This window comes from Flavivirga algicola (assembly GCF_012910715.1).
Lineage (GTDB): Bacteria > Bacteroidota > Bacteroidia > Flavobacteriales > Flavobacteriaceae > Flavivirga > Flavivirga algicola.
On the sequence record NZ_JABBHF010000011.1, the window covers coordinates 24,520 to 51,430 of the forward strand.

Annotated in this window: 27 protein-coding genes and 1 pseudogene; 19 read left to right on the forward strand and 9 right to left on the reverse strand. The window is 33.5% G+C overall.

From position 1 onward, the window contains the following. The first annotated feature begins 61 nt into the window (after positions 1-61). A complete protein-coding gene (locus HHX25_RS17025; RefSeq protein ID WP_169675998.1) occupies positions 62-904 on the forward strand; it encodes a helix-turn-helix domain-containing protein in 843 nt (280 codons plus the stop codon). Between the two features lie 2 nt (positions 905-906). Continuing rightward, complete coding sequence (locus HHX25_RS17030; protein WP_169676001.1) at positions 907-1,674, forward strand: HEAT repeat domain-containing protein; 768 nt, start codon at positions 907-909, stop codon at positions 1,672-1,674. A gap of 148 nt (positions 1,675-1,822) precedes the next feature. Here HHX25_RS17030 and HHX25_RS17035 read toward each other — a convergent pair whose 3' ends face one another. Next, positions 1,823-2,602, reverse strand: a complete 780-nt coding sequence (locus tag HHX25_RS17035) for a TerB family tellurite resistance protein (RefSeq protein ID WP_169676003.1) — start codon at positions 2,600-2,602, stop codon at positions 1,823-1,825. Between the two features lie 213 nt (positions 2,603-2,815). Between HHX25_RS17035 and HHX25_RS17040 the strand changes: the two genes are divergently transcribed. From HHX25_RS17040 to HHX25_RS17065, 6 genes are all read left to right on the forward strand, one after another. Then, positions 2,816-3,226 carry a BrxA/BrxB family bacilliredoxin gene (locus tag HHX25_RS17040; protein WP_169676005.1) on the forward strand — a complete coding sequence of 137 codons (411 nt, stop codon included), beginning with the start codon at positions 2,816-2,818 and terminating at the stop codon, positions 3,224-3,226. 104 nt (positions 3,227-3,330) lie between these two features. Then, positions 3,331-3,732, forward strand: a complete 402-nt coding sequence (locus HHX25_RS17045) for a hypothetical protein (RefSeq protein WP_169676007.1) — start codon at positions 3,331-3,333, stop codon at positions 3,730-3,732. Positions 3,733-3,758: 26 nt separating this feature from the next. After that, positions 3,759-4,496 carry a lysophospholipid acyltransferase family protein gene (locus tag HHX25_RS17050; RefSeq protein WP_169676009.1) on the forward strand — a complete coding sequence of 246 codons (738 nt, stop codon included), beginning with the start codon at positions 3,759-3,761 and terminating at the stop codon, positions 4,494-4,496. 9 nt (positions 4,497-4,505) lie between these two features. Continuing rightward, positions 4,506-5,498, forward strand: a complete 993-nt coding sequence (locus HHX25_RS17055; protein WP_169676011.1) for an acyl-ACP desaturase — start codon at positions 4,506-4,508, stop codon at positions 5,496-5,498. 23 nt (positions 5,499-5,521) lie between these two features. Continuing rightward, complete coding sequence (locus HHX25_RS17060) at positions 5,522-6,442, forward strand: AraC family transcriptional regulator (RefSeq protein ID WP_169676013.1); 921 nt, start codon at positions 5,522-5,524, stop codon at positions 6,440-6,442. Positions 6,443-6,643: 201 nt separating this feature from the next. Further along, positions 6,644-7,297, forward strand: a complete 654-nt coding sequence (locus tag HHX25_RS17065) for an HD domain-containing protein (RefSeq protein ID WP_169676288.1) — start codon at positions 6,644-6,646, stop codon at positions 7,295-7,297. A gap of 1 nt (position 7,298) precedes the next feature. Here the strand turns inward: HHX25_RS17065 and HHX25_RS17070 are convergent, their stop codons facing one another. Next, complete coding sequence (locus HHX25_RS17070; protein ID WP_169676015.1) at positions 7,299-8,171, reverse strand: AraC family transcriptional regulator; 873 nt, start codon at positions 8,169-8,171, stop codon at positions 7,299-7,301. A gap of 205 nt (positions 8,172-8,376) precedes the next feature. Here HHX25_RS17070 and HHX25_RS17075 point away from each other — a divergent pair, with 205 nt between their 5' ends. Continuing rightward, the gene (locus HHX25_RS17075) at positions 8,377-8,979 is read left to right on the forward strand and encodes a hypothetical protein (RefSeq protein WP_169676017.1); all 603 of its coding nucleotides are present in this window, start codon (positions 8,377-8,379) and stop codon (positions 8,977-8,979) included. Positions 8,980-9,338: 359 nt separating this feature from the next. On the opposite strand, the gene HHX25_RS17080 is transcribed toward HHX25_RS17075, so the two are convergent. From HHX25_RS17080 to HHX25_RS17105, 6 genes are all read right to left on the reverse strand, one after another. After that, positions 9,339-10,412 (reverse strand): PA0069 family radical SAM protein, encoded by a 1,074-nt coding sequence (locus tag HHX25_RS17080; RefSeq protein ID WP_169676019.1) that lies wholly within the window; start codon positions 10,410-10,412, stop codon positions 9,339-9,341. Between the two features lie 101 nt (positions 10,413-10,513). Next, complete coding sequence (locus tag HHX25_RS17085) at positions 10,514-11,296, reverse strand: enoyl-CoA hydratase/isomerase family protein (RefSeq protein WP_169676021.1); 783 nt, start codon at positions 11,294-11,296, stop codon at positions 10,514-10,516. Between the two features lie 25 nt (positions 11,297-11,321). Further along, positions 11,322-12,779, reverse strand: a complete 1,458-nt coding sequence (locus HHX25_RS17090) for a sensor histidine kinase (protein WP_169676023.1) — start codon at positions 12,777-12,779, stop codon at positions 11,322-11,324. A gap of 144 nt (positions 12,780-12,923) precedes the next feature. Continuing rightward, the gene (locus HHX25_RS17095) at positions 12,924-13,472 is read right to left on the reverse strand and encodes a CopD family protein (protein WP_169676025.1); all 549 of its coding nucleotides are present in this window, start codon (positions 13,470-13,472) and stop codon (positions 12,924-12,926) included. Positions 13,473-13,474: 2 nt separating this feature from the next. After that, positions 13,475-14,509 (reverse strand): ferrochelatase, encoded by a 1,035-nt coding sequence (gene hemH, locus HHX25_RS17100; protein WP_169676027.1) that lies wholly within the window; start codon positions 14,507-14,509, stop codon positions 13,475-13,477. Positions 14,510-14,523: 14 nt separating this feature from the next. Next, positions 14,524-15,426 carry a helix-turn-helix transcriptional regulator gene (locus HHX25_RS17105; protein ID WP_169676029.1) on the reverse strand — a complete coding sequence of 301 codons (903 nt, stop codon included), beginning with the start codon at positions 15,424-15,426 and terminating at the stop codon, positions 14,524-14,526. 189 nt (positions 15,427-15,615) lie between these two features. On the opposite strand from HHX25_RS17105, the gene hemA reads away from it, so the two are divergent. From hemA to hemF, 9 genes and pseudogenes are all read left to right on the forward strand, one after another. Next, positions 15,616-16,878, forward strand: coding sequence for a glutamyl-tRNA reductase (gene hemA / locus HHX25_RS17110; RefSeq protein ID WP_169676031.1), 1,263 nt, complete (start codon positions 15,616-15,618; stop codon positions 16,876-16,878). Continuing rightward, a complete protein-coding gene (hemC, locus tag HHX25_RS17115; RefSeq protein WP_169676033.1) occupies positions 16,871-18,448 on the forward strand; it encodes a hydroxymethylbilane synthase in 1,578 nt (525 codons plus the stop codon). Before hemA ends, hemC begins: the two co-directional genes overlap by 8 nt. Beyond that, the gene (locus HHX25_RS17120) at positions 18,448-18,750 is read left to right on the forward strand and encodes a DUF1330 domain-containing protein (protein WP_169676036.1); all 303 of its coding nucleotides are present in this window, start codon (positions 18,448-18,450) and stop codon (positions 18,748-18,750) included. The genes hemC and HHX25_RS17120 overlap by 1 nt, the downstream gene beginning before the upstream one ends. Positions 18,751-18,865: 115 nt before the next feature. Then, positions 18,866-19,894 (forward strand): uroporphyrinogen decarboxylase, encoded by a 1,029-nt coding sequence (gene hemE, locus HHX25_RS17125; RefSeq protein WP_169676038.1) that lies wholly within the window; start codon positions 18,866-18,868, stop codon positions 19,892-19,894. 102 nt (positions 19,895-19,996) lie between these two features. Continuing rightward, entirely contained in the window at positions 19,997-20,755 is a 759-nt protein-coding gene (locus HHX25_RS17130) for an EI24 domain-containing protein (RefSeq protein ID WP_169676040.1), read from the forward strand. Then, positions 20,748-21,290, forward strand: coding sequence for a GNAT family N-acetyltransferase (locus HHX25_RS17135; RefSeq protein ID WP_169676042.1), 543 nt, complete (start codon positions 20,748-20,750; stop codon positions 21,288-21,290). The genes HHX25_RS17130 and HHX25_RS17135 overlap by 8 nt, the downstream gene beginning before the upstream one ends. A gap of 3 nt (positions 21,291-21,293) precedes the next feature. Further along, positions 21,294-21,641, forward strand: coding sequence for a 5-carboxymethyl-2-hydroxymuconate Delta-isomerase (locus HHX25_RS17140; RefSeq protein ID WP_169676045.1), 348 nt, complete (start codon positions 21,294-21,296; stop codon positions 21,639-21,641). Positions 21,642-21,714: 73 nt separating this feature from the next. Then, positions 21,715-22,065: pseudogene (locus HHX25_RS21550) on the forward strand (transposase); the annotation flags it as partial. Between the two features lie 237 nt (positions 22,066-22,302). Then, the gene (gene hemF, locus HHX25_RS21260) at positions 22,303-23,205 is read left to right on the forward strand and encodes an oxygen-dependent coproporphyrinogen oxidase (protein WP_169676290.1); all 903 of its coding nucleotides are present in this window, start codon (positions 22,303-22,305) and stop codon (positions 23,203-23,205) included. On the opposite strand, the gene HHX25_RS17155 is transcribed toward hemF, so the two are convergent. Beyond that, positions 23,206-25,842, reverse strand: a complete 2,637-nt coding sequence (locus tag HHX25_RS17155) for a DEAD/DEAH box helicase family protein (RefSeq protein WP_169676047.1) — start codon at positions 25,840-25,842, stop codon at positions 23,206-23,208. 74 nt (positions 25,843-25,916) lie between these two features. Here HHX25_RS17155 and hemB point away from each other — a divergent pair, with 74 nt between their 5' ends. Then, positions 25,917-26,909, forward strand: a complete 993-nt coding sequence (gene hemB, locus HHX25_RS17160; protein WP_169676049.1) for a porphobilinogen synthase — start codon at positions 25,917-25,919, stop codon at positions 26,907-26,909. Positions 26,910-26,911: the final 2 nt, after the last annotated feature.

The following is a 26,911-nucleotide window of genomic DNA, read 5'->3' on the forward strand; positions in this document are numbered from 1 at the left end:
AGAAGTGTGAAACGCATGCAAAAAGTTGAAAATTTTCATTTATTTAAGGATTTTAAATGTTATGACGAAAAAGCTTATTTTTCCTTTGTTAATCATCCTGTTTTTTACATTTTTAGGGTGTAAAGATGATATGCCTCAGAATCATTTTTCTGAAACGGTAAAAGTTGCTTTGCGAGATGCTGGTAGCAAATTATTACTTGCTGATAATGATTCTACATCATTAATTCTTCCTATTACCAAAATAAATGAGAACGCATATGAATTGGCATTTCAAAATAAACTTTCTATTACACCAGATAGCTTAGTAGCTGCTATAAGCCATAGCTTAAAAGCCGCTAAACTTCCAAAGCAATATATTGTCGAGGTTATTAATTGTAATAATGATGAAGTCTTTTACAGTTTTCAAATTAAAGGGGATAAAGAAAACGATATTGTTCCATGCTTAGGTAGAAATCTACCAACAGATTGTTATACGATTCAAGTATTATTTTTTGAAAAGAAATCGAATTTAAATGGTATTTTTTTAATCTTATTCGCAGGCGTGCTTATTTCTGGTCTTCTATACCTTAAAAAAAGAAAGGCTAAAGTTACTAATGAAGATGCGGCTTCTTATTCAAAAATTGGTGACTACAAATTTTACAAAGACCAAAACAGATTAATTAAAGAAGCCATTGAAATAAAACTATCGGCTAAAGAATGTGAGCTCATGACTATACTTAGTGCCAATCAAAACCAAGTTGTAAAGCGGGAGACACTTGTAAAAGAAATTTGGGAAGACCGTGGTGTTTTTGTAGATCGAAGTTTAGATACCTTTATATCGAAGCTTAGAAAAAAGTTTAAAGGGGAGCCTTCTATAAACATCGTAAATATACATGGCGTGGGTTATAAATTGGAGGTTCATTAAATATGGCATTTTACGACTTATCAAAAGAAGAGCGAAACCATCTCGTTGAAAAAATCAATCGAGATTTGACGTATGATTTGACCTCAAATAAAACAGAAAACATCATTAAATATTTTTCAGATGGAGATACATACATCCGTAAAACAAGTTATCTAGCTATAGGCAAGGTTTTTTATGCCAAGCAAGAATTACAAAAAGCAATTCTTGCCACTTTAGCGAGTTTGTTGAAATCAAACTCTGAAAAAGTACGCCAAACAACTATAAATGCTGCTGGCGAAATTGGTAAATTTCATTTTGATAAGATTCAATCCTTTTTTGATACTGGGTTATTTGACGATCACCATTCCGTTAGAAATGCCGTGATAGGTTCTGTAAAAAAAATGGGGGAGAAAAACCCTGAACCTGTTTTAGCATGGGCAAAGACCTATTTAAAACATCCCAATAAAGAAATTCGACGCGAAATTTGTCATGGCATTGAACTACGAGGTCGTACTCATCCTCAAGATATTTTACCATTATTAAAAACTCTGGAGTTTGATGAAACCAAACGCGTTTCAGATACGCTAATTCATGTTTTAGGACAAATTGCCTATAAAAATGGTTGTTTAAAAACTGTTGTAGCCCACCTCAACACCTGGAAAAACAAACCCCTTGTTGAAAAAGCTTTAGATGAAATCGTAGATGTACACAATCGTTATAAAAAATTTGCTGTTTTAACCCAGCAAGAGGCTATTGATTATATTGATGGGAATTATAAGACTGAAAATTAGAAGATGCATCATGTCAATATGCGATCGGTGAGCAGAACCGAAACGAGGTATAATTGATACATCTCACAATCATTGGTATAAATACATATTATGAATTTATCCTAACAATGAAATGACTAATTTTCTATAAACAAAAAAGTTTAGCTTTTTAAAACCCACGCTCCTTCTGCAACTGCTCATAAGCCTTTTGCACCTGTCTAAACTTTTCTTCAGCACCTACTTGGTGCTCTTTTCCTAAGTGAACTACCTTATCTGGGTGATACTTTTTAGCCATTTTTCGATATGCTCTTTTAATCTCATCATCCGTAGCATTCTTATCTATTTCCAGAATTTTATAAGCATTATCGCTGCTGTTGTAAAACATGGCTTTAATACTTTCGTAATCCCGCGAACTAATTCCCAAGTATCCTGCCATAGTATAGATTTGTCGCTCCTCGTCTTCCGTTACTATACCATCTGCCTTAGCAATACCAAATAAGAAATGCATCAATTGTAAACGAGACGGATGATCCATCATTTGTTTAATCTGCAAACAAACTTGTCTGGTCGAAATATTGTTTTGATTATTAATGTTCTTGAATAATTTGAATGCATGGTTTGCACGCTCTTTGCCATACATATTTACAAATTGCTCACGTACAAAATCCAGTTCTCTTTGATCTTGTTTACCATCTGCTTTTATTACGATAGACGCCAAAATAAGCAGACTAACTTCAAAATCGCCCGATTGTGTCTGCGGACGTTGCCTGGTTTCTGTTCTATAGGTAGTTCTTCTATTTTGTTGACGTTCTCCTTCTTGCAAAAACGGGCTTCCTTTACCATTAGTCATGGAGTCTACAAAACCCCCTATTGCTACTCCAATAATAGCACCTATAGGCCCTCCAAAAGACCAACCCAAGGCACCGCCTATCCATTTTGAAATACTCATGTAAATAATAGATTTTAATTATAGCCAAACCTACGTATAAATTCATTCTCTTAAAAGAAGAAATTATAATAAGGTAGGTTCACTCTGTCCTAATTTTTGAAAAATAGAAATTATCAGAGTAAATATAATATTTGTTAGTTGATTGATTCACAATTTTGTTACACAATTGGTATCTTTGCACTATAAAATTGTTAATTATAAAAATTTAAAAATATGTATCCAGCAGAATTAGTAAAACCAATGCGTGAAGATTTAACAAATGTTGGTTTTGAAGAATTACATACTTCTGAAGCTGTTGATGCTGCTTTGGCAAAAGAAGGCACCACATTAGTTGTTGTAAATTCGGTTTGTGGTTGTGCAGCAGCCAATGCGCGTCCAGGTGCAAGAATGAGTTTACAAAACGAAAAACGTCCTACAAATATAGTCACTGTTTTTGCAGGTGTAGACAAAGAAGCCGTAGACACAGCCCGCGGTTATATGGTTCCGTTTCCTCCAAGTTCTCCAAGTATGGCATTGTTTAAAGATGGTGAGTTAGTACATATGCTAGAACGTCATCATATTGAAGGTCGTCCAGCAGAACTTATTGCAGAAAACCTAATAGATGCTTATAATGAGCACTGCTAAAATATGGCATCATAATTAAGAAATCAAACCACGATTATCGTGGTTTTTTTTATATTAAGTTACGCAACCTATTTGTCAATTCCTCATCTTCTAAAAAAAGACTTATGAAACTGTATTTAAAAGCGATACTGGTTTTTGCCTATATTATTTTATTAGTTGCTACTGGATGTTCTTCTAACAATAATGATGCTCCAACTTATGAAAATGAGTTAGCAGAACTTAGTTTATTAAAAGCCGAGATTGAAGCTTTAGCCAATACGTCTGTTTGCGATGGCACTACCGAGTGCAAATTCATTGCCTTGGGAAGCAAGCCCTGTGGCGGGCCATGGTCTTACCTAACTTATACAACCTCTATTGATGTTGAACAATTAGAAGCAGCTGTTAAAGATTACAACCAAAAAGAAGCTGCTTTTAATATAAAATGGAGCATTGATTCAGATTGTGAATTCACATTACGGCCTATAAGTATAAGTTGTGAAAATAACACCTGTGTCATTACTTATTAAAACTTAGTTTTTACTTATTTTTGCGCATGCAAAAATTATTGTCATATCCACTCACCTTTATCTATTTCCTTTGTTTTTTAATAACATTGCTCATATTCCATCCTATTCAGTGGGTATGCTTTAATGCTTTTGGTTATAACGCACATAAAAAAAGTGTTGATATGCTTCAATTTTGCCTCCTGCGTTGCTTAAATATTTTGGGAACTCGATTTACATTCAATAACCCTCATAGTATCGGACCAAATCAACCTTTAATAATTGTAGCAAACCACCAAAGCATGTATGACATATCACCTATTATGTGGTACATGCGAAAATACCATCCAAAATTTATCAGCAAAATAGAATTGGGTAAAGGCATCCCTAGTGTATCTTATAATTTACGTCATGGAGGTTCGGCACTCATAGACAGAAAAAATCCGCGGCAATCTTTACCTGCAATCATGAAGTTTGGTGAATATATTGAAAAAACCAACCGTACTGCAGTTATTTTCCCCGAGGGCACAAGAAGTAAAGACGGCCACCCAAAACCTTTCCAAACAAAAGGTCTAGAGATTCTATTGAAAAAAATACCATCTGCATTAGTAGTCCCTATTTCTATTAATAACTCCTGGAAAACAGTTCGTTATGGAAAATTCCCTATGGGTTTAGGAACTCATATTACTTTTACTGTACATAAGCCTTTAAAAGTTAGTACCTTTGCCGATAAGCAAGCGCTTATAAATAGTATTGAAACCACTATCAAAAAACATATACACCCTTAAAAATTATAGATGTCGTTAAAGAACGTTAGATTAGAAGTGATGAATTTTTTGGAAAAAGACATCGAATCTTTAATTGAAAAATACTTAATTCCTATAGAAAAAATTTGGCAACCAACTGATTTTTTGCCGAATTCTGAAGAAAACACCTTTTTTGAAGAAGTCCGTGAAATAAGAGAACTCTCCAAAGAACTACCTTATGATTTTTGGGTGGTTTTAGTTGGCGATATGATTACAGAAGAAGCACTACCAACATACGAATCCTGGCTAATGGATGTAGAAGGTGTTAATCAAATGGATAGAGAAAATCCTTGGGCTAAATGGGTGCGTCATTGGACAGCAGAAGAAAACCGCCATGGAGACGTACTTAATAAATACTTGTACCTTTCTGGACGTGTTAACATGAAAGAAATTGAAAAGACCACACAGTATTTAATTGCTGATGGTTTCGATATTGGAACAGACAGAGATCCTTACAAAAACTTTGTTTATACCAGTTTTCAAGAGTTAGCAACCTACATCTCTCATAATCGTGTGGCCAAAATTGCTCGAAAGGCAGGTAATAAACAGCTCGCTAAAATGTGTAAAATTGTTGCTGGAGACGAAATGAGGCATCATAATGCTTATTCTGAATTTGTTGAACGCATTTTTAAAGTGGATCCTAGTCAAATGATGATGGCGTTTCATTATATGATGAAACAAAAAATAACCATGCCAGCTCATTTTTTAAGAGAATCGGGAAACAAAATCAGTACTGCTTTTGAAGAATTCTCCAATACTGCGCAAAGAATTGGTGTTTACACATCTAATGATTACGTAGAAATCTTAGAGAAATTGATTACCCGTTGGGAAATTGATAAAATCACAAACCTTACCGATGAAGCTGAAAAGGCTAGGGATTACCTTATGAAACTTCCTGCCAGAATGTATCGTTTGGCAGATCGCATTAAAATACCAGAAAACTCGTTTCAATTTAAATGGGTTGAGCCTGCAATTATAAAGTAACAAAAGTCGTTTTTGGAAGTATCATGATCTCTAAAAATGATATAGAAAAAGATTATATCCGTCGGATTAATTCGACTTTAAAATATATAGATACTAATCTTGATTCTGAATTATCACTAGAATCTCTTTCTAAAATGGCTCTTTATTCACCATTTCATTTTCATAGGGTTTTTAAAGCTCTGATAGGAGAAACACTCAACGCCTATATCATAAGGAAACGTATTGAAAAAACAGCTTCTGTATTACTGCATGAAAGACGTATAAGTATTACAGAACTTTCCTTACAATATGGTTTTAATAGTAATTCTTCTTTTACCCGAGCATTTAAAAAGTTTTATGGGATAAGCCCTTCTGGATTTCGAAAAGCAAACCCTGATGGATTTAGCAAGATAAGTAAAGTTAAAAGCAAGAACGGTCAAGAAATTCAAGTTTTTGAAAAATACATTTGCAACATTAATAATCATTTAAATTGGATTAAGATGAATGCAAACATTGAAATTAAAGAAATTCCTGAATTAAAATTTGCCAGTATGACTCATTTCGGAGTACATGGGGTTGAAAATGTATTTGACAGATTAATAAAATGGGCAACAGTAAAAGGTTTGATGGACAACCCTGAAACAAAAATGGCAAGAATTTTTCATGATAGCTTTAAAATAACAGATCCAGACAAAGTACGAATGAGTATTTGCCTGTTAACTAGTGAACCATTTATTGTAGAAGAAGAAATGGACTCGGGAATTATTGAAAAAAGCAAATGCATTGTTGGTCGTTTTGAAATACCACCCAATGATTTTGAAAAATCCTGGAGCAGCCTTTTTATTTGGATGAACGAAAACGGATATAAAAAAGCAGAGGAGAATCCTTTTGAAATATACCACAACGATTTTCGTATACACCCAGAAAATAAGTGCATTGTTGATTTTCACATTCCTATTGAATAACAACAATTTGATTTGTAAATTAGCGGCTGTCCAAGAATCTAAATTGACCGCTATTTTGAGGAATGCCTAAAATGAAAAATAAGAACTTGTTCGCCGTTTATTTTTCTAAGCCTTGAGCTTACAACGAACAAATTGTTACGGTTGTTCCTCCCTCACAGTGACATTGATTAATACTTCATGGCAACCCTTTTATCTTTAATTATGACTTCAGAAAAAATTATACAAAAAACCATTGCCTTTGTTAAAGAACAATTAGCTGATGCTGAAGGCGGACATGATTGGTTTCATATTGAACGTGTTTATAAAAATGCCTTGTTGATTTCGAAAAGTGAAAATGTAGATACTTTTATTGTGGCTCTTGGTGCTTTATTGCATGATATTGCTGACAGCAAATTTCATAATGGTGATGAAACCGTTGGTCCAAAGACAGCCCGAGAATTCTTATTTAAACTTAATGTCGATTCCACAGTTATAGAACACGTTATAAATATTATTGAAAACATTTCTTTTAAAGGAGGCCATGAAGTACAAAAGTTTCATTCTCCAGAATTAGATGTCATCCAAGATGCAGATAGACTCGATGCTATAGGAGCCATAGGTATCGCACGTTGTTTTAATTACGGAGGCTTTAAAAACAGAGCGCTTTACAATCCAGATATAAAACCGAATCTTAACATGAGTAAAGCGGAGTACAAGGCATCTAAAGCCCCAACTATTAATCATTTTTATGAAAAGTTATTACTTCTAAAAGATAAAATGAATACCAAAACTGGAAGTCAAATAGCTTCAAACAGGCATGCCTTCATGGAATTATATCTCAAACAATTTTATAATGAGTGGAACGGAAACTCTTAATTTATTGTATGATTAGTTTTATCTCCTTTCTGTATTGCGATGCACTTTTACCTGTTATTTCATTAAACTGCTTATTAAAATGTGAAAAATTATTAAATCCACATTCAAAACAAATATCAGCAATACTAATTTGACTCTCGTTTAATAATTTAGTGGCATGTACTACACGGTATTCATTAACTAATTGAGTAAAAGTTTTACCCGTGGTCTTTTTAAAATATCTACAAAATGCAGGCACCGTCATACTTACCTTGTCGGCAATCTCATCTAAAGTTATATGTGTTTTAAAATTAGCATTAACATATTTATATATAATACTAATTTTATCGCTGTCTTGCGGATTCGTTTCTAAAACTATCCCATCTGCATTTAATATGGTATAATCATCTGTATTTGCAAGATAATTTAAAATCTCTAAAAATTTTAGCACCCGCTCTAAGCCTTCAAAATCTAAAAGTTTTCTAATTTTTAACCCAATATCTTTTTTAGTTTCCATATTAAATCGGATACCTTTTTTAGCTCTATCGAACAAAGCGGAAACATTAGCCATTTCAGGAATATTAATAAAGTCGTTTCCTAAAAAATCAGACTTAAACTGTACTGTAGTTTCTGTGCCGTTGGCTGTTAACCTATCTGTAAAGCCATTATGAGGTAAATTAGCCCCTATTAATATAAGCTGACTATTGTTAAAATAGGACAAATGGTTACCAATATGTGTTTTTCCTTGTCCTTTATTAATATATATGAGTTCTAACTCTGGATGAAAATGCCAAAAAGCATTATTCTTATCTACTTTCTCTACGTGCTGTTTTACCAATATCGAGCTTCCAAAACTAGGAGTAAGCTTTTCTAATGTAGGTTTCTTAATAATCATTGTAGGCAATTTTAAAGCAAATTTACCATTTATTTTTCTTACAATATATATATAATTATCTTAATTATATGCTATTTTAACTTTACATAGATTTAACATTGATTTAACAGATAAAATAGCATATAAATTGGTCAAATTTGATGTTTTGGAGCTTCTTTTTCTGACATACCTTTGTCTCGTTGAACGATGTAAAAATCAAAACACTATGAAAAACGTAATTAAAACATTCAAAAAAAACCTATTATTAGTAGCAATGATGTTTACTGTTATAGTAGGTAACGCAACTGAAATTTCTTCTTTCAAAATTGAAAAAGATCTTAAAGGGACTGCATTAACAATTGATAATGTAAAAGAAGGAGACCTTCTATCTATTAAAAATTACAAGGGTATCACGTTATATAAAGAATTTATTCAATCATCTGGAACTTACACTAAGGGGTTTGATTTAACTGAGTTGCCTGACGGGAATTATTTCTTCGAGGTAGACAAAGACCTTGAAATCAACACAATTCCTTTTACAGTTACAGGTAAAAAAGTTGTTTTCGATAAAAACAAAGAGGTTGTTATTTTTAAACCTCATGTAAGAGAAAAGGACAATCTAGTTTATATAACAAAATTCTCTCCAAATCTTGAACCATTAAAAATAAGAGTTTACGGAGATTACGATGGCGGATTTCATTTAGTACACTCGGAAAAAATTGAGGGTGTTCAAATTGCCAAAAAAATATTTAAGCTTAGAGAAGGCGGGAATTACAAAATAGTTCTTAATTCAAATAATAAAGAATACACAAAATTCATTAACAATTAACCTTGGTTAATGTCTAATGTCTTATTTAGTTAGTTTAGTTTAAATTGGTAAGTGCGGGCATTCTTAATGACCCGCACTTTTTCTGTAATTCATAAAATATATGAAAAACCTTATTTTACTATTAAATAGCCTAAACAGCTCGCACAGCTTAGTGAAAAAATATCTTTTAAGTATTGTTTGGTGCATTTTACATACAACGATTTTATCAATCATCATTTTAATGGTACAAGCGCAAGGAACATCGTTTGAACTTATTTGGCTTCCAATAGTTTTAATTTACATGTCCTTTTATTTGATTACAACCAGTATCTTTTTAGATAAAATCGTCTGGAATGAAATAAAAAGTATTAGTAAATAATTTAAAACAGCTTTAGCTGACCATCTTTATATTGTTCATGTAAATTCAGGTTAAGCCTTGGCATCCTCTTATTTTTAAAATACTTCAGCCGAGCTAGCCTTACTAGGTTATTAATTTGCTCAGCAATTTTCCCTTCTCCCCGCATTCTGGTTCCATAACGAGAATCGTTTAAGCTTCCTCCATGACAGCTTTCTATTTGGTGCAGTACTTTTTGAGCTCGATCTGGCATCGTTTTATGAATCCAATCTTTAAAAATTTCGCCAATAGCGCCATTTAACCTCACAATAGTATGGGCTATGGATAAGGCACCATACTCGGATGCTGCTTTTGCTAAAGGTAATATTTCATGACTATTAATAGATGGAATAATAGGTGCCAGCATCACATTTACAGGAATTCCATTTTCGCTCAAAACTTTAACAGTTTCTAATCTCTTTTTTATGGTAGCCGTTCGAGGCTCTAAAATGCGTCTTGTGTCTTCTGATAATGAAGTGATTGATAAATTTACACTTATTAAATTATCGTTCGCCAATGCTTTCAAAACATCTAAGTCTCTAAGAATCAATGCATTTTTTGTAATGATAGCGGCTGGATGTTTATATTTTAAAAACACTTCCAAACATTGTCTGGTAATTTTAAATTGTTTTTCGGCAGGTTGGTAACAATCCGTATTTCCAGACATAACAATTGGATGTGCCTTCCAGCTTTTCTTTTTAATTTTTGCTTCCAATAATTTTGGAGCCGCTTTTTTTACCATAATGCGGCGTTCAAAATCTAAACCCGCACTGTACCCCCAATATTCATGACTATTACGGGCATAGCAATAAATACAGCCATGCTCACAACCTTGGTATGAATTCATTGAGTATGACATCCCAATATCTGGGCTTTCAACCTTGTTTATTATGGTTTTAGGAAATACTTCCAGATAGAGTGTTTTATTTTTATCACTTATTTCGCCTTCTTTACGGCAATATTCGAGGAAATCGTCACGCATTTCATGACTTAATTCAAAAAAACGATTGTGTACATTACGCTGTGCACCACGTCCTTTTATGGCAGATTTTGGATTCATTATAGTAAAATTAAAGGTTGAATACGCTTTGGGTAGCTCTTTAAAATTACTTATAAATTCTATTCAAAAATGTTAAAGTAGAAATGGGTTATTAACAAATCCTATTCCCCTGGAAAATCAGCTTTTCGTTTTTCTAAAAATGCCGTAGTACCCTCCTTAAAATCTTCGCTTCCAAAGCAATTACCAAACTCTTGAATTTCTGTGCTAAAGCCATTAACACCATCTTTAAAGTTTGCATTTACAGCTCTAATAGCTGCACTTATGGCAACTGGAGAATTACGGGCTATTTTATCTGCAATTTTCTCACAAAAAGGAAGTAGTTCGTCTAAATTCGTCACATGATTTACCAAACCATAACTTAAAGCACTATTTGCGTCGATCATTCCTGCAGTCATTATAAGTTCCATGGCACGCCCTTTTCCTATTAATTGTGGTAGTCGTTGAGTTCCCCCATAACCAGGAATAACACCAAGCGATACTTCAGGCAATCCCATTTTAGCATGATCGCTTGCCACTCTAAAATGACATGCCATCGCTAGTTCTAATCCGCCACCAAGTGCAAAACCATTTATCGCAGCTATAACTGGCGTAGATAAATTTTCAATAAAATTGAATAACAATTCTTGTCCTGTAGCTGCCAACACCTTACCTTCCTCTACATTGTAGTTTGCAAACTCACTGATATCGGCTCCCGCAACAAAAGCTTTTTCTCCACTACCAGTAACCATAATAACTTTTATGTTTTTATCTAAATCAGCTTCCTTAAAGACATGGTGCAATTCATTGATCGTTTCCTTATTAAGCGCATTTAATTTTTTTGGACGATTGATCGTTATTGTGACAATACTATTATTTACTTCTGATAGTATATTAACGTATTTCATAGTATTTTTTAAAGTTTATAATGAGTTATTCTTTAGGAAAGGTTACTGTAAACGTTGTTCCTTTATCTTTTTCCGATTTGAATTTTATAGTACCTTTATAAGTTTCCATAATATTTTTAACCATGGCCAAACCAAGTCCCATACCACTTGTTTTTGTTGTAAATTTAGGTTCAAAAACTTTGTCTTTATTCTCCTCCGAAACACCCGAACCGTTATCTGCGACTGTTACGACAACATCATCGTTTACCGTACCTACATTAATAACAATTTTTGGTGTCTGGTTTTCTGGCATGGCCTGAATGGCATTTTTAACTAAATTGGTAACCACTCTAATTAATTGTGTTCTGTCAAATTTTGCAATAATTTCTTCGGCCTCAGCTGTAAAAAATATGTAATCTTCATTAAAAATATCTAATGCTAATTTTACAATTTTCACAACATTTAAAGTTTCACTTTGTTGTGCGGGCATCTTGGCAAAGTTTGAAAATGCCGATGCAATAGAACTCATCGTATCTATTTGCTGAATGAGCGTTTTACTATACTCATCTAACTTCGAATGGATATTTTCATCGTTCGAATCAAACTTGCGCTGAAAGTTTTGTACGGTTAAACGCATGGGCGTTAATGGATTTTTAATCTCATGCGCTACTTGCTTAGCCATTTCCCGCCAAGCCTGTTCACGTTCACTACGAGCCAATTGTACCGCACTTTCTTCAAGCTCGTCAATCATACTATTATAAGAATTTACCAAAGTGGAAATTTCTTCACTTGTATCATTTACCTCTATCTTCTCATTACGTTTTTCTAATCTAGTGGTATTAATTTTATCGCTAATCGTTTTTAGGGATTTGGTAATATATTTAGACAGCAAAAATGCAATACCAATAGCCATAAATAAAATGAACATATAGGCATATGCTATACGCCTTAAAAATTCTTCCAGTTCTTTGGAAAGGAAATCGTCTTTTTCTAAATAGGGTAGATTTAAAATAGCTAGAGGCTTCGATTTTTGATCCGTAAGATAGGTATACGATGATTGGAATGTTTCGCCATTCTCTCTATGTTTATCGACAAACCGATGCTCAGCAGTATTAGAAATGGCATTTAAAACTTCAGCGTCAAGACATTTAGGAGCTGCATTAATTTGCAATTCTGCTTTAGATGATATTAACAGCCCTCCCTCTAAATCGTATAAATTAATTTGAAGTTTATGGATATCTGCAACGTTATATATTTCTTCTTTATAAATTAAAGGAATATTCTCCGTTTTTATTTCCCAGGAGTTCTGTCTGCCATTTAAAACACGTTTAAGATGTGTTTGGATGTTTTCTTCTTTACGCTTCAAACGCTCTTTATGATAATCTTGCCGCTCTTCTTTATATTGATAAATAGCAACTGTCGAGATAAGGATGGATGCCAACAAAACCAGCAATATCATTGCTAAAAAAATGCGGGTACGTAAAGAGAGTTTTTTTAGTTTCATTAATAATTATTGTGCCTTTAAAAGTTCAATAAATATAACAATAATCACACCAAATATTCCTTTTTAAAAAATTCTAAAAACAAACATCCAAAAAGCTGATACTTTTCATTTCATAGTTTGTTTTTTAAGGTTTAGATCTTAAAATTAAGCATCTGGGTTTTTGGCTCGAATATTTTTATAAATTTTAAAGCCTAACATGATTAAGATGCCTAAAACGATAATGCCTACAACACCCCAAATCCAATTTATGGCACTTTTTAAAATAACCAAAAACACGACAGCAAAAAGAATAAACGTTGCTCCTTCATTCCAGATACGCATAAAACCTGATGTTTTTTTAACAACGTCATTTTGAAGTGCTTTATAAAACATGTGTGTTTTGAAGTGGTATAAAAATAACAATACAACAAAGGCCAATTTAACTTGCATCCAATCTTGGTAAATTAACATGGGGTTTAAATAAAATAGCACCAACCCAAACAACAAAGCCAAAATTGCCGATGGCCATGTAATAATAAACCACAGGCGCTTTGCCATAAGTTTTAATTGTTTACCTAATATTTCTTTTTCTGGTGACGGTTTATGAAAGGCTTCTATCTGATAAACAAACAATCTGGGAATATAAAACAGTCCTGCAAACCAGGTAATAACAAAAATAAGATGAAACGATTTTATGTAATAGTAATATGCCATAGTTAACTAATTTCAACCGACGATTCTGCCCATTCTGTAATCCATTTTGAAAGTAGGTGAACAAATTCGTCATCGTCATTTAAACAAGGTACTGTTGTAAAATCTTTACCACCCATTTCATGAAAAATGGCTTGTCCTTCCATGGCTATTTCTTCAAGGGTTTCTAAACAATCGCTAACAAATGCAGGTGTGACAATGGCCATATTTTTAATGCCCTGTTTGCCTAAGCGCTCAATGGTTCTATCTGTGTAGGGTTGTAACCATGGGTCGAAGCCTAAACGCGACTGAAAGGATGTAGAATATGAACCTTCTTTAAAATCCAATTTTTCGGCAACCAGCCTAGTCACTTCATAACATTGATGCCTGTAACAAAACTCATGAGCTTCAGATGGTGTTACACAGCAACTACCGTCTATTTTACAATGTGATTTTGTAACATCACTTTTTCTAATATGGCGTTCAGGAACCCCATGATATGAAAATAATAAATGCTCATAATTTGTACCTTCTAAATGATTTTTTATGGAGTTAGAAAGGACCTCAATGTAATCAGGTTTATTATAAAATGCAGAAACGGATTCTATTTTTAAGTTTGAAAAATACTGCTGGCGTAATTCTTCTGTCAACACCGTTATGGTTTCGGTAGTTGCCATGGCAAACTGAGGGTACAAAGGAAATAACAAAACCTCATCGACACCTTTATCCACCAATTCCTGTATGCCTTTTTTTATAGTCATACTCCCATAACGCATCGCTAATGCGACAGGAATATCAACCTGTTTTTGTATTTTGTTTTGTAATCTTTCTGATAATACGATTAAAGGAGACCCCTCTGCCCACCATATTTTTTTATAAGCTGCTGCAGATTGCTTTGGGCGGGTATTCAATATAATACCTTTCACCAAAGCAGTTCTTGCGGCAAATGGAATATCAATAACCCGTTCGTCCATTAAAAATTCTCCTAAATATTTCTTTACATCTTTTGGTTCTGGACTATCTGGAGAACCAAGGTTAACTAGTAAAACTCCTTTTTTCATGAATCGTTTTCTTTTTACGAAGATAAGGACATTACATATTTTTTAGGCGTAGTGCCATATTTCTTTTTAAAAGCAGCAATAAAATGACTAGAGGTACTATATCCTACTTTATGCCCCACTTCGTTGACATTGTTGTCGCCAGACTCTAATAGTTTTCTAGCAACTTCCATCTTGTAATCAAATAAAAAACTAAATACAGAATCTCCATAAATTTGTTTAAAGCCTTCTTTTAGTTTTTTAAGAGTTAATCCTATTTCATCTGCTAGTTCCTGTAAACTTGGAGGTTCTGCCATACGGGCAATAACAATTTCTTTGGCTTTTCTAATTTTTATAACATTGGCCTCGTCTACTAAAAACGGACATTGCTCAACATCGGCATCTTCACTCCTGTTAAAATACAAACTTAAAAGCTCATATGCTTTTCCTTTAAAATACAGATTCTTGATGGATTGATTAAGGTTATAATTTATTAATTGGTTTAAAACAATGGCCATTGAAGGAGAAATGACACCATCTTTATAATACTTTTTATCCTTATTATCATCACTTAAAAAAGTAATATAATCTGCTTCTTGAGAAAACAATGCATGAAAGTTTTTAATAGATATTAAAATGGAAACCATCCATGAGTTAGGATCTATTTGCAAATTAATTGGCAAATCACGTTGGGGATTATACAATAACAATGAATTCTCTTCGAGAATGTTTAAGGTATACCTGCCTTCATTAAAAACAAAGCGACTCGTCCCTTTTACGCAAAAATGAAATTGAATATAATCACTATCTATTTCTTTAGCAAGAGATTGCACTTGGTTTGATTCATTTTTAAATGTTAAAACCAAAGCACCATCATCGACTTTTGTTTCATCAAAAGAACTTTGAGCGACACTTTTATGACTGTTTATTTCATCATTCATAATGATTTTATTTAGATTGGTTCTAAATAGATTAGACAAAAACCGCCTAATCATAGGCAAAAATATGACATTTATCATATAATATGAAAAAACAACGTTAAAAAACCCAAAACGATATTAAAAGTTCTTTGAGCGTTATTTTTTTTCTTGGCATACATATATTTTTGCTTTGAATTATCAGGTATCAGCATGCAGAAGTACAACATATCAAGAAGTAACTACTTTTATGCCATTGGTTTAAGTTATAAAAAAGCCGATGCAGATATTAGAGGTCGCTTTAGTTTAGACGAAGAAGGCAAACAAGCTTTGCTGAACCAAGCAAAGGAAAATGACATTGAAAGCTTGGTGGTTACATCGACTTGTAACCGAACCGAAATTTATGGTTTTGCGCAGCACCCTTTTCAATTAATTCAATTACTTTGTGACAATACAAGAGGTACGGTAGAAGAATTTCAAGACGTCGCCTATATCTACAAAAATAAAGATGCTATTGCCCACATGTTCCGTGTTGGTTCTGGTTTAGATAGTCAGATTCTTGGAGATTTTGAAATTATTAGCCAATTGAAGTCCAGCGCTCGCGCTTCAAAAAAACACGGATTACTAAATCATTTTTCAGAACGATTGGTAAATGCTGTTATTCAAGCGAGCAAACGTATCAAGACTGAAACTAATATTTCCTCTGGAGCAACTTCGGTGTCTTTTGCTTCTGTTCAATACATTTTTAACACAGTTAAAGATGTTTCAAACAAAAATATTTTGCTTTTCGGAACTGGAAAAATAGGCAGAAATACTTGTGAAAATCTTGTAAAGCATACCGAAAATGAACAAATCACTTTAATCAACAGAACCAAAGGCAAAGCAGAATTAATTGCTGGAAAGTTCGACCTGATCGTTAAAGATTATGCAAATTTACAAGAAGAGATTAGTAAATCTGACATTTTAATTGTTGCCACAGGAGCCCAACGCCCTACTATCGATAAACATATCATTCAGTCTAAAAAACCGCTTTTAGTTTTAGATCTGTCAATTCCAAAAAATGTAGACTCTAATGTTGAAACGTTAGACAACGTTACCTTGGTTCATTTGGATCATTTATCTAAAATCACAGATAAAACTTTAGAAGAAAGAAAAAAGCATATTCCTTTAGCAGAATCTATTATAGAAGAAGTGAAAACGGAATTTAATCAATGGTTAGAAACCAGAAAGTTTGCTCCAACTATCAAAGCGTTAAAACACAAGCTTACTAATTTTGCTTCTGCCGAATTAGAAACGCAACGCAAAAAAAATGCTGATTTTAATGAAGCTCAGGCAGAACTAATTAGCAGCAATATCATTCAAAAAATAACCAACCACTTTGCGCATCATTTAAAAGATGACAATATCTCCACTGATGACAGCCTGGAACTTATAAAAAAAGTATTTCAGTTAGAAGAACCAACAACGCATGTCTAAAATCATTAGAATTGGCACACGCGATAGTGAATTAGCACTATGGCAGGCAAACATTGTACAACAACAACTCGAAAATTTAGGATATAAAACAGAACTTGTACCAGTAAAGTCGACAGGCGACTTGGTTTTAGACAAGCCTTTATATGAGCTAGGTATTACTGGAATTTTTACGCGTACTCTAGATATTGCCATGCTAAACCATGACATTGACATCGCTGTACATTCCCTAAAAGATGTGCCTACAGTTTTGCCAAAAGGGATAACCCAAGTGGCCGTTTTAAAACGAGGCAATGTAAATGACACCCTCGTCTTTAAAAAGAACGAAGAATTTCTAAGCTCAAAAAATGCAACCATAGCTACAGGAAGCCTAAGGCGAAAAGCACAATGGTTAAATAGATATCCCACACACACGATTGAGGATTTACGTGGTAATGTAAATTCAAGATTACAAAAGCTAGAAGACAATGCCCATTGGAATGGAGCTATTTTCGCGGCCGCAGGCATAGGGCGTATTGGAATAAGACCCGACGAAGCCATTAATCTGGACTGGATGGTTCCTGCTCCTGCTCAAGGCGCTATTATGATAACTGCTCTAGAGGAAGATGACTATGTAAAAACGGCATGTGCTGAATTAAATCATGAAGAAACTGAAATTTGCACCACGATTGAGCGTGCATTTTTAAACCGGTTAGAAGGTGGGTGTACGGCACCTATTGGAGCTTTAGCCAAAATTAAAAATGAAGAAATACATTTTAAAGGTATCCTTTTAAGTAAAGATGGCTCAAAAAAAATAGAAATCACCAGAACCGAAAAACTAGGTAAGCATCAAAATTTAGCTGTCTTTTGTGCCGATTATATTATAGAGCGCGGAGGCAAACGATTGATGGATGACATTAAATACGCAAACAAACCAACAAATGTGATCTCTACTAAATCTTTAACCGAAGACCAGCGTTTATTGTTTCACGAAAAAGTAATTGCGAAAAGTGATGATTTTATCAAAATAAGTTTAAATCGTATTCGCCCGCAACTCCTAAAATCTGAAATAAGAAATGTCATTATAACGAGTAAAAATGCTGTCGATGCTCTGGTGACAAACTATTCGGCCGCCGAATTACAATTTAAAAACATTTACTGTGTTGGACGACGAACCAAAAGACTTATTGAAAGTAAAATTGGCAAAGTAAAACACATCGAAAAAAATGCACAAAAGCTGGCAGAATATTTAGTAGAATACCTTGAAGGTACCGAAGTAACCTATTTTTGTAGCGACATAAGATTAGATGCATTACCCTTAACCTTGGCCGAAAACAATATAAAAGTTAACGAAATAGAAGCTTATCAAACTAAATTTGACGGTCATAAAGTTGAAGAATCGGTAGAAGCCGTGATGTTTTACAGTCCATCTACCGTACAAAGTTTTGTACAAAAAAATGGTGCAGATGTTATTGCCTTTTGTATTGGAGACACTACGGCAAAAGAAGCAAAAAACCATTTTAAAGATGTCAGGGTTGCAAAAGTCCCAACGGTTGAAAGTGTCATTGAATTAGTAAATGAACATTATATCTAATGGTTTATTTAACCGTTTTATTATTTATAAAAAAAGGAAAAGAGGACGTTTTTAATGAATATGAAGCATTGGTGCTTCCCATAATTAAGGATTATAACGGAAAACTAATTTATAGGGTTAGACCAACACAGGATAATTTTATTAGTTCTGAAGACGAATTACCTTATGAAATACATTTTATTTCATTTGAAACTAATGGTGATTTTCTGAATTTTATAAATGATAATAAAAGAAAACGTTTTGAAAAACTAAAAGTAGACGCTATAAAATCTACTTTTATAACCAAAGGCGAAAAGTTATAATATTGACATTCCTGTTACCTCACTGAGTATAGTCGAAGTGTCCAAGTAGGAATCTAATATATAAAAATTAAGTTTCAATTAAAAAGATTCCTGCCTTTGCAGGAATGATTATAATATGATTAAAAATGATTTATTTTTAAGGGCTTTAAAAGGAGAGACTGTTAACCGCCCACCAGTTTGGATGATGCGTCAAGCTGGACGTTACTTACCAGAATTTATAGCCATTCGCGAAAAATACGATTTCTTTACACGTTGCAGAACTCCAGAATTAGCCAGTGAAATCACCGTACAACCTATTCGTCGCTACGGCATGGATGCCGCTATTTTATTTAGTGATATCTTGGTTATTCCTCAGGCCATGAATATTGAGGTGCAAATGAAACCTAATTTTGGCCCGTATTTGCCAAACCCTGTACGTAGTCAAAAAGATGTCGACAATGTTATTGTTCCTGACGTAACAACAGAATTGGATTATGTATATCAAGCTATAAAAGCGACAAAAGAATTGCTCAACGACGATATCCCATTAATTGGGTTTGCAGGCTCACCTTGGACCATTTTATGCTATTGTGTGCAAGGTCAAGGAAGCAAGACCTTCGATAAGGCTAAGGAATTTTGCTTTACCAATCCGATTGCAGCACACCAAATGCTTCAAAAAATAACCGATACGACCATTGCTTATTTAAAAGAAAAAGTAAAAGCAGGTGTTAATGCTGTTCAGGTTTTCGATTCCTGGGGAGGTATGTTATCTCCAACCGATTATCAGGAATTCTCGTGGCAATACATCAATCAAATTATTGAAGCCTTAAAAGATGACGCTCCAGTAATTGCTTTTGGCAAAGGCTGTTGGTTTGCACTTGGCGACATGGCAAAAAGCAATGCCTCTGCTTTAGGCGTAGACTGGACATGTTCACCAAGAAACGCCCGTTATTTAACTGGTGGAAACATAACACTTCAAGGTAATTTCGATCCGTCTCGTTTACTGTCTCCTCCTGCAGAAATAAAGAAAATGGTACACCAAATGATAAACGAATTTGGTAAAGACAAATACATTGTAAACCTTGGACACGGTATTTTACCTAACATTCCGTTAGATCATGCCAAGGCATTTATAGATGCAGTAAAAGAATATAACCCCTCTTAATCTCACCCAAGGGAATTAAATTTATTAGTGTTTTTGTAAATTTATATCCAACTAATAATAATTTAACCCCTTATCCTTTGGAGAGGGCTAGTAAGAGGCTTTATGATAAAAAACATATTTTTAGGAATCAAAGCGTATTTCGGAGCTTTTAGTTTAATCTCCAAACTAAAGCTCTGGAAATATTTTGCAATTCCTATGCTTATAAGTTTTATAACGGCCATCCTTATATTCACATCAGCTTACGGGTTATCCGATAATGTTGGTGCATTTATTTCAAAAATCTGGATTTGGGATTGGGGAAAAGAAACCTTTGTAACCATTAGTACTTTTATTGGTGGGCTCTTTATTATTGTTCTCGGATTAATTCTTTTTAAACATATCATTATGGCTCTATCTGCGCCATTTATGAGCCCAGTATCCGAAAAAATAGAAGCACACTTAACAGGAACAGGTCATACACAACACACGCATAGAAATACAACGTTCTTACAACAGCTTTGGCGTGGTATACGAATTAATGGAAGAAACTTATTCATGGAGATTTTGTTGACCATTCCATTACTTCTCTTAAAGTTTATACCTTTCGTCAATATATTGTCAACCATATTGCTTTTTTCAGTCCAGGCATATTACGCTGGTTTTGGAAATATGGACTATACTTTGGAACGCCACTTTAAATATCAGGAAAGTACATCTTTTGTTAGAAAGAATCGTGGTTTAGCTATTGGCAATGGCATTATATTCATCTTGTTGTTATTAATTCCTATAGTTGGCATTATACTCGTTTTACCCTTATCTGTAACAGCGGCTACCACAAAGACAGTAGAAGCTCTGAAGTTAAAGAGTACGCCTCATGCTTAGCTTTAACAGGTATCATATAAAACCTATTCAACCAAAAGACGCCTGGAGTTTATGTAATTTCATTGTAGCAAACGAAGATCGATTAAAACGCTATTTTCCTAAAACATTGGAACAAAATTTAACTCCCGATTTGTCAAAATTCTTTGTTGATAAAAAGGTAAAGCAGTTTGACTTAAAAGAAGAATTCTTGTTTACTATTAAAGAAAATGAATCTGATGAATTTGTTGGCCTGATTTATATTAAAGAGCTTGACTGGGATAAAAAACAAGGCGAATTTGCCTATTGCATAGGGTATCCTTTTGAAAGAAAAGGCATTATGACAAACGCAATTCACATCTTGTCTGAATATGCATTTACCAACTTAAATATAGAAACGTTACAAATCATTGTTCACAAAGACAACATCGCTAGTGTAAAAGTTGCCGAAAACTGTAATTTTACATGGATTAAAACCTTAAAAAATGAGTATACCCCTCCTGGAGAAAAGTCTCTAAATATGGAATTATACGAGTTATATAATAAAATAGAAGCCTAAAATATGCCACATTTCGTAATTGATTGTTCAGAAAACATTTTAACGCTACAGCAACCCGATAAAATTATACAAGAGGTTCATAAATGCGCTGTCGATACAGGATTATTTGATGAAACAGATATTAAAGTACGCCTAAACCCTTTTAAAGAACATTATTTGATCGGTGGCAAAAAAGACGACTTCATTCATGTTTTTGCAAATATTATGGAAGGTAGAACAACAAAACATAAAGCGAATCTTTCAAAACAAATTGTTACACAATTAAAGTTTTTGTTTCCTACAATTCCTTTTATTGCCATGAACATTAGAGACTTTGAAAAAGCGACATACTGCAATAAAGATATGATCTGAAAATGGAGGATAAATTTTCCAAAAACAGTCTTCTCAGGTTTTTAAAACCTGAGAAGGGCTAAAACAGAATGATATGTCATTAGCAAAAATAGAAAAAGGCCATTACTACCATATTTTCAATCGAGGAATAAATAGCAATGTTATTTTCAAAACGGAAGATAATATGGACTATTTTCTAAATTTAATAAAAAAGTATTTGGACAATAAAGTTAGTATAGTTGCTTACTGTTTATTGAATAATCATTTTCATCTTATTGTTAAAATTATTGAAAATGAATCGATAGTAACTCAAGCATTCTCTAACCTTTTTAATGCTTACGCAAAAGCGTTTAACAAACAACAAAATAGAACAGGGACTCTTTTTGAAAGACCTTATAAAAGAATAAGAATTAATAATGAAGCATATTTAAAAAACCTTATTCTTTATGTACATAAAAATCCTGAGCATCATAAAATTGTTGAAAATTTTGAAGATTATCAATATACATCTTTTTATTCTTACATTATTGGAAATAAAAATATACTTTCTACTGAAAAACAATATGTTTTAAATCTTTTTGAAGATATCGAAAACTTTAAATATGCACACAAATCAGACCTGTCAGGTTTTGAAAGCCTGACAGGTCTTAGTGACAACCAAAAAAATCAATCCAAAACCTCTATGAAAGATAAATTTTATCAATATATACAAGATTTACAAGACCGTATAACTTCGAAGCTAGAAGCTATAGACGGCAAAGCAATTTTTCAAGAAGACCTATGGAAACGTCCTGAAGGCGGTGGCGGACGTACCCGCGTTATTGAAAATGGGAATGTTTTCGAAAAAGGAGGCGTAAACATTTCTGGTGTTCATGGGAAGCTTCCAAAATCAATGCAAGCCTATTTTAAAGTAGGAGATGTCGATTTTTTCGCCTGTGGATTAAGCTTGGTTTTACATCCTAAAAACCCTATGGTACCAACAGTTCATGCTAACTGGCGTTACTTTGAAATGTATAATAAGCAAGGGGAAATTATTGATAGTTGGTTTGGGGGCGGACAAGATTTAACACCCTATTATCTGTTTGAAGAAGATGCTATTCATTTTCATCAAACCTGTAAAACGGCTTGCGATAACCACAATTCAGAGTTTCATCCAAAATACAAAGCACGTTGTGACGAGTATTTTTACAACGCCCATCGTAATGAAGGCAGAGGTGTTGGCGGTTTGTTTTTCGATTATTGTAAAGCTTCAGAAGCCATGACCATGGAAAACTGGTATGACTTTGTAACCGAAGTTGGAGATAGCTTCTTGGATGCTTACATACCAATTGTTGAAAAGAGAAAAAATTTAAAGTACACACAAGCACAACGTAACTGGCAGGAAATACGTCGCGGACGCTATGTGGAATTTAATTTAGTACATGATAAAGGCACCCTTTTTGGATTGAAAACCAACGGACGTATAGAAAGTATTTTAATGAGCTTACCGCCTCATGTACAATGGGTTTATGACCATCAACCTGAAGCTGGAAGTGAAGAAGAAAAGTTAATAGAAGTTTTAAGAACACCTAAAAACTGGGTTTAGTTATCTCCACACGACTACTTGTTTAGAAACCTTTTTAAAAACATGATAAATATGAGATAACCTGGCTTTTAACAGTAGTTTTCTACCCTCAATATGCCTGGTATAAAACAACTTATTGCTTCCTAAATAAATACGCCAATATTTCCGAAATACTAATGCGTTTTCCTTTTTGTCTCCAAAAATTTCTGGAACAGAATAAAAATTCCCTGTATTTAAACGGCTTTTGAAAAAACTTGTTTTTACAATTAAATATCTTGGAGATTCAATCGGCTCTAAAATGTCGCTCAAAGCTTTAGAGAATAATGAATTCTCTAAAGCATTCCCGCCTAATAAATCACATATAATGTCGCCATTACCAGTACGTCTTGACTCAATACTTATTGCATTTTTATTGGTTGTCATAAAACCCAATTCATATAAAGAATCAAGTATTACGAGTCCCATCTTTTTTATTTTTTTATCGAGATATCCATACCTTATGTAAAGTGTAATCGCTTTATATAATTTATAACCAAAAGACACTAAAAAAGCTATCAAAAAAGTATATAAAAAATACTTAATACCCCGACTTAAAATAACATGAATACTTTTAAAAATGAACTCAAGATAAAACAACAGCATAGCAAAAGATAATTCTGCCACAAAAAATCGTACTGCATCAAAATAATAGATCTGTTTCTGCTTTTTATAAGGGCGTTTATCTAAATGAAAAAACTTGACTTCTTTTGTTAAACCTGTACCTTTCTCAATCGCATCACTCCATCTTTTTATAATATCGCTTCTATTAACAGAGCGCTCCAACGTTTGTACATTTAGAGCTTCAATATCTTCTTCTAAAATTTGTTCTGGGAATTGCAACCGTTCAAAACCATTTTCAATATATGCCTGGCTGCTATTTGAAACGCCAACGAAGGCTTCAAATCTTCGTCTTAAAATATCAACATCTCTACCACCATTAGTAACGGTGCTATCAATACATGCTAAATGCCAAATGTTTCCTGTTTTGTTTATTTGATCGGGATCCTTTCTAACAGCCCTTCCTCGCATTTGATTAGAGGACACAAACGAACCAACAAATGATGCTAAAATTAAACTATTTATCGATGGAGCATCCCAACCCTCTCCCAGTAAAGATTTTGTGCCAACCAAAATTTTAATATCGCCATTTTCAAAAAGTTCAGTAATAATATTTACAATCGTATTTTTTGTTTTCTTTTTAGGTGTTACTACTAAAAACGCATTATCTACTTGCAATGGGGTAAATGAAAAATTATTGCAATCTTCAATGAGGTCAAATGCCTTTAAAATAGCGTTATGAATTAAAACCAAACTCCCAGAAACTACCGCTAATGTTTCTTTATTCGAAAAATACATTCTTAAATAATGAAAAATAGGAATAACACCTATTTTATTAATGGTTTCGGTCTCCTCTTGCCCAACATTCAAAAACTCTTTTCTAATATAATCTGTTAACACGACACACCTTAAATCACTATGCAAACTTCTATATTCTGAAGTAACAATACTTACAATACTATTGAGCTTACTTGGGCTGCTTGCTAAAGATTTATAAAGCAAATCTTCACCAACAAAATTCACTTTTCTCTTTTCAAATACGTTTATCTTTCTCAATGTTTTTTCTAACCTCAAGAGGTATGGTTCATTTTCTAACAATTGCCCCCTATCGTTAATCAATAAGTTTTGGAATAAAATTTCTAACCATTCCAAATTTAAAACAGGAAACATTATGGTTTCCTTTTTATTAAAACCTAGTACTTCTAATTTATGCCTTTCAATTGCTACTCCACATGCATTTAAAAAAATTAGAATGGCCGAAAAATATTCAGTATTGGAATAAAGCTCTTCTAAACAAGCCTCGGTTTCATTAAAAAATCGGTGTTGCTTTATAAAAGAAATAAAAACGTCATCATTTAGCAACCCATCTTTAAAATCGGCAATTTTTCGCCTGTACTCAACAATAAAATTAATCTCTATATCTTCTGGTTTAGAAAAATAAACTAAATCCTGATGGGCGCATAAATCTGTCTCCCTTACCAAATCTGGTACTGCAATTTCATCATCTATTTCACCGCAAAGTGTAAAATACTTCGAGACTTCTATTCTACTACTGTCATAAGGAGGTGTTGCCGTTAATGCTACAACAAAAAAAGAATTATTGTTTTTTAAATCAATTAAACAATTCCACCATTCATTTTTAAGGTGATGTGCTTCATCTAAAACAAGTGTTTTAATCTGGCGTTCTTTAAAAAAAGCATAGTAACTACTTTTATCTTCAAATGTTTTATAAAAGGCATGCAAAGATTGGTAGGTTACAAAGGTAATATCGCTTGGAGATTTTATATTAAAAGAATACGATTTATACGTTTCTTTTTTAGTAAAAAAAGATTGTAATCTATCCTCCCATTGGTTCCTAATAGTAAGCGTTGGAGCAAGCACTAATGTTTTTTCACCTAGTCTTCTTAAAATTTCAATACCTAAAATTGTTTTTCCGGAACCAGGGGGCGCTATAACATGAAAATGGTCATCTGATATGTGATTATCAAAGTTTTTTAAAAGATTTGCCTGATAACTTCTCCATGGGAAATTAAATTCTAAATGACCAAACGATTCACTCAATAGAAACTAGGTTTTAATGATTAACTTTGCAATTGATAAAAATAACAATTATCAAGAATTTTTAGACGTAAACTATGTATCCATTAAAAAGAAACAGAAGATTAAGAACCAATAAAGCCATTCGCTCTTTAGTTCGCGAAACTATTATTACTCCTAATGATTTTTTAGTGCCCTTATTTGTTGTTGAAGGCAAAGGGGTTAAAGACGAAATACCATCCATGCCTAACTATTTTCGCTACAGTTTGGATTTGCTTGAAGGCGAAGTAAAAGCATTATGGAAGTTGGGTTTGAAATCGGTATTACTTTTTGTAAAAGTTCCAGATAATTTAAAAGACAATAAAGGGACTGAAGCTTTAAATCCTAACGGACTTATGCAACGTGCTATAAAAACCGTAAAAAATGTTTGTCCTGATATGTTGGTTATGACTGATGTAGCCTTAGATCCATATTCGGCTTATGGTCATGATGGTATTATTGAAAACGGACAAGTTTTAAATGATAAAACCGTAGACGTTTTAAGTGAAATGAGCATTTCCCATGCTCAAGCAGGTGCAAACTTTGTTGCTCCCAGCGATATGATGGATGGACGTATTCTATCTATTCGAGAAGCTTTAGAGGATGAAGGTTTCACCAATACAGGTATTATGAGCTATTCGGCAAAATACGCCTCGGCGTTTTACGGGCCATTTCGCGATGCGCTAGACTCTGCTCCAGTAGATCTAATTGATATCCCAAAAGACAAAAAAACCTATCAAATGGATTATGCGAATCGTTTTGAAGCGATTAGAGAAACCGAAATGGATATTGATGAAGGAGCAGATATTGTCATGGTTAAGCCAGGCCTATGCTATTTAGATATTGTAAGAGAAATCAAAAATGACGTGGACGTTCCTGTTGCTGTATATCAGGTTTCCGGCGAATATGCCATGTTAAAAGCTGCTGCCGAAAAAGGCTGGTTAGAGCATGATGCCGTAATGATGGAACAAATTACCGCTATTAAACGTGCAGGTGCAGATATTATAGCCTCCTACTTTGCTAAAGATGTGGTTAAAATTTTAAATACTTAAAA

Bases quoted from the DNA above. Each gene is read 5' to 3' on its own strand.
- hemC (WP_169676033.1), top strand. From the start codon at position 16,871: ATGTCTAAAATCATTAGAATTGGCACACGCGATAGTGAATTAGCACTA.
- HHX25_RS17140 (WP_169676045.1), top strand. From the start codon at position 21,294: ATGCCACATTTCGTAATTGATTGTTCAGAAAACATTTTAACGCTACAG.
- HHX25_RS17120 (WP_169676036.1), top strand. From the start codon at position 18,448: ATGGTTTATTTAACCGTTTTATTATTTATAAAAAAAGGAAAAGAGGAC.
- HHX25_RS17050 (WP_169676009.1), top strand. From the start codon at position 3,759: ATGCAAAAATTATTGTCATATCCACTCACCTTTATCTATTTCCTTTGT.
- HHX25_RS17130 (WP_169676040.1), top strand. From the start codon at position 19,997: ATGATAAAAAACATATTTTTAGGAATCAAAGCGTATTTCGGAGCTTTT.
- HHX25_RS17065 (WP_169676288.1), top strand. From the start codon at position 6,644: ATGACTTCAGAAAAAATTATACAAAAAACCATTGCCTTTGTTAAAGAA.
- hemA (WP_169676031.1), top strand. From the start codon at position 15,616: ATGCAGAAGTACAACATATCAAGAAGTAACTACTTTTATGCCATTGGT.
- HHX25_RS17080 (WP_169676019.1), bottom strand. From the start codon at position 10,412: ATGAATCCAAAATCTGCCATAAAAGGACGTGGTGCACAGCGTAATGTA.
- hemB (WP_169676049.1), top strand. From the start codon at position 25,917: ATGTATCCATTAAAAAGAAACAGAAGATTAAGAACCAATAAAGCCATT.
- HHX25_RS17040 (WP_169676005.1), top strand. From the start codon at position 2,816: ATGTATCCAGCAGAATTAGTAAAACCAATGCGTGAAGATTTAACAAAT.
- HHX25_RS17105 (WP_169676029.1), bottom strand. From the start codon at position 15,426: ATGAATGATGAAATAAACAGTCATAAAAGTGTCGCTCAAAGTTCTTTT.
- HHX25_RS17025 (WP_169675998.1), top strand. From the start codon at position 62: ATGACGAAAAAGCTTATTTTTCCTTTGTTAATCATCCTGTTTTTTACA.
- HHX25_RS17090 (WP_169676023.1), bottom strand. From the start codon at position 12,779: ATGAAACTAAAAAAACTCTCTTTACGTACCCGCATTTTTTTAGCAATG.
- HHX25_RS17135 (WP_169676042.1), top strand. From the start codon at position 20,748: ATGCTTAGCTTTAACAGGTATCATATAAAACCTATTCAACCAAAAGAC.
- HHX25_RS17075 (WP_169676017.1), top strand. From the start codon at position 8,377: ATGAAAAACGTAATTAAAACATTCAAAAAAAACCTATTATTAGTAGCA.
- HHX25_RS17035 (WP_169676003.1), bottom strand. From the start codon at position 2,602: ATGAGTATTTCAAAATGGATAGGCGGTGCCTTGGGTTGGTCTTTTGGA.
- HHX25_RS17070 (WP_169676015.1), bottom strand. From the start codon at position 8,171: ATGATTATTAAGAAACCTACATTAGAAAAGCTTACTCCTAGTTTTGGA.
- hemF (WP_169676290.1), top strand. From the start codon at position 22,303: ATGAAAGATAAATTTTATCAATATATACAAGATTTACAAGACCGTATA.
- HHX25_RS17045 (WP_169676007.1), top strand. From the start codon at position 3,331: ATGAAACTGTATTTAAAAGCGATACTGGTTTTTGCCTATATTATTTTA.
- hemE (WP_169676038.1), top strand. From the start codon at position 18,866: ATGATTAAAAATGATTTATTTTTAAGGGCTTTAAAAGGAGAGACTGTT.
- HHX25_RS17095 (WP_169676025.1), bottom strand. From the start codon at position 13,472: ATGGCATATTACTATTACATAAAATCGTTTCATCTTATTTTTGTTATT.
- HHX25_RS17085 (WP_169676021.1), bottom strand. From the start codon at position 11,296: ATGAAATACGTTAATATACTATCAGAAGTAAATAATAGTATTGTCACA.
- hemH (WP_169676027.1), bottom strand. From the start codon at position 14,509: ATGAAAAAAGGAGTTTTACTAGTTAACCTTGGTTCTCCAGATAGTCCA.
- HHX25_RS17055 (WP_169676011.1), top strand. From the start codon at position 4,506: ATGTCGTTAAAGAACGTTAGATTAGAAGTGATGAATTTTTTGGAAAAA.
- HHX25_RS17030 (WP_169676001.1), top strand. From the start codon at position 907: ATGGCATTTTACGACTTATCAAAAGAAGAGCGAAACCATCTCGTTGAA.
- HHX25_RS17060 (WP_169676013.1), top strand. From the start codon at position 5,522: ATGATCTCTAAAAATGATATAGAAAAAGATTATATCCGTCGGATTAAT.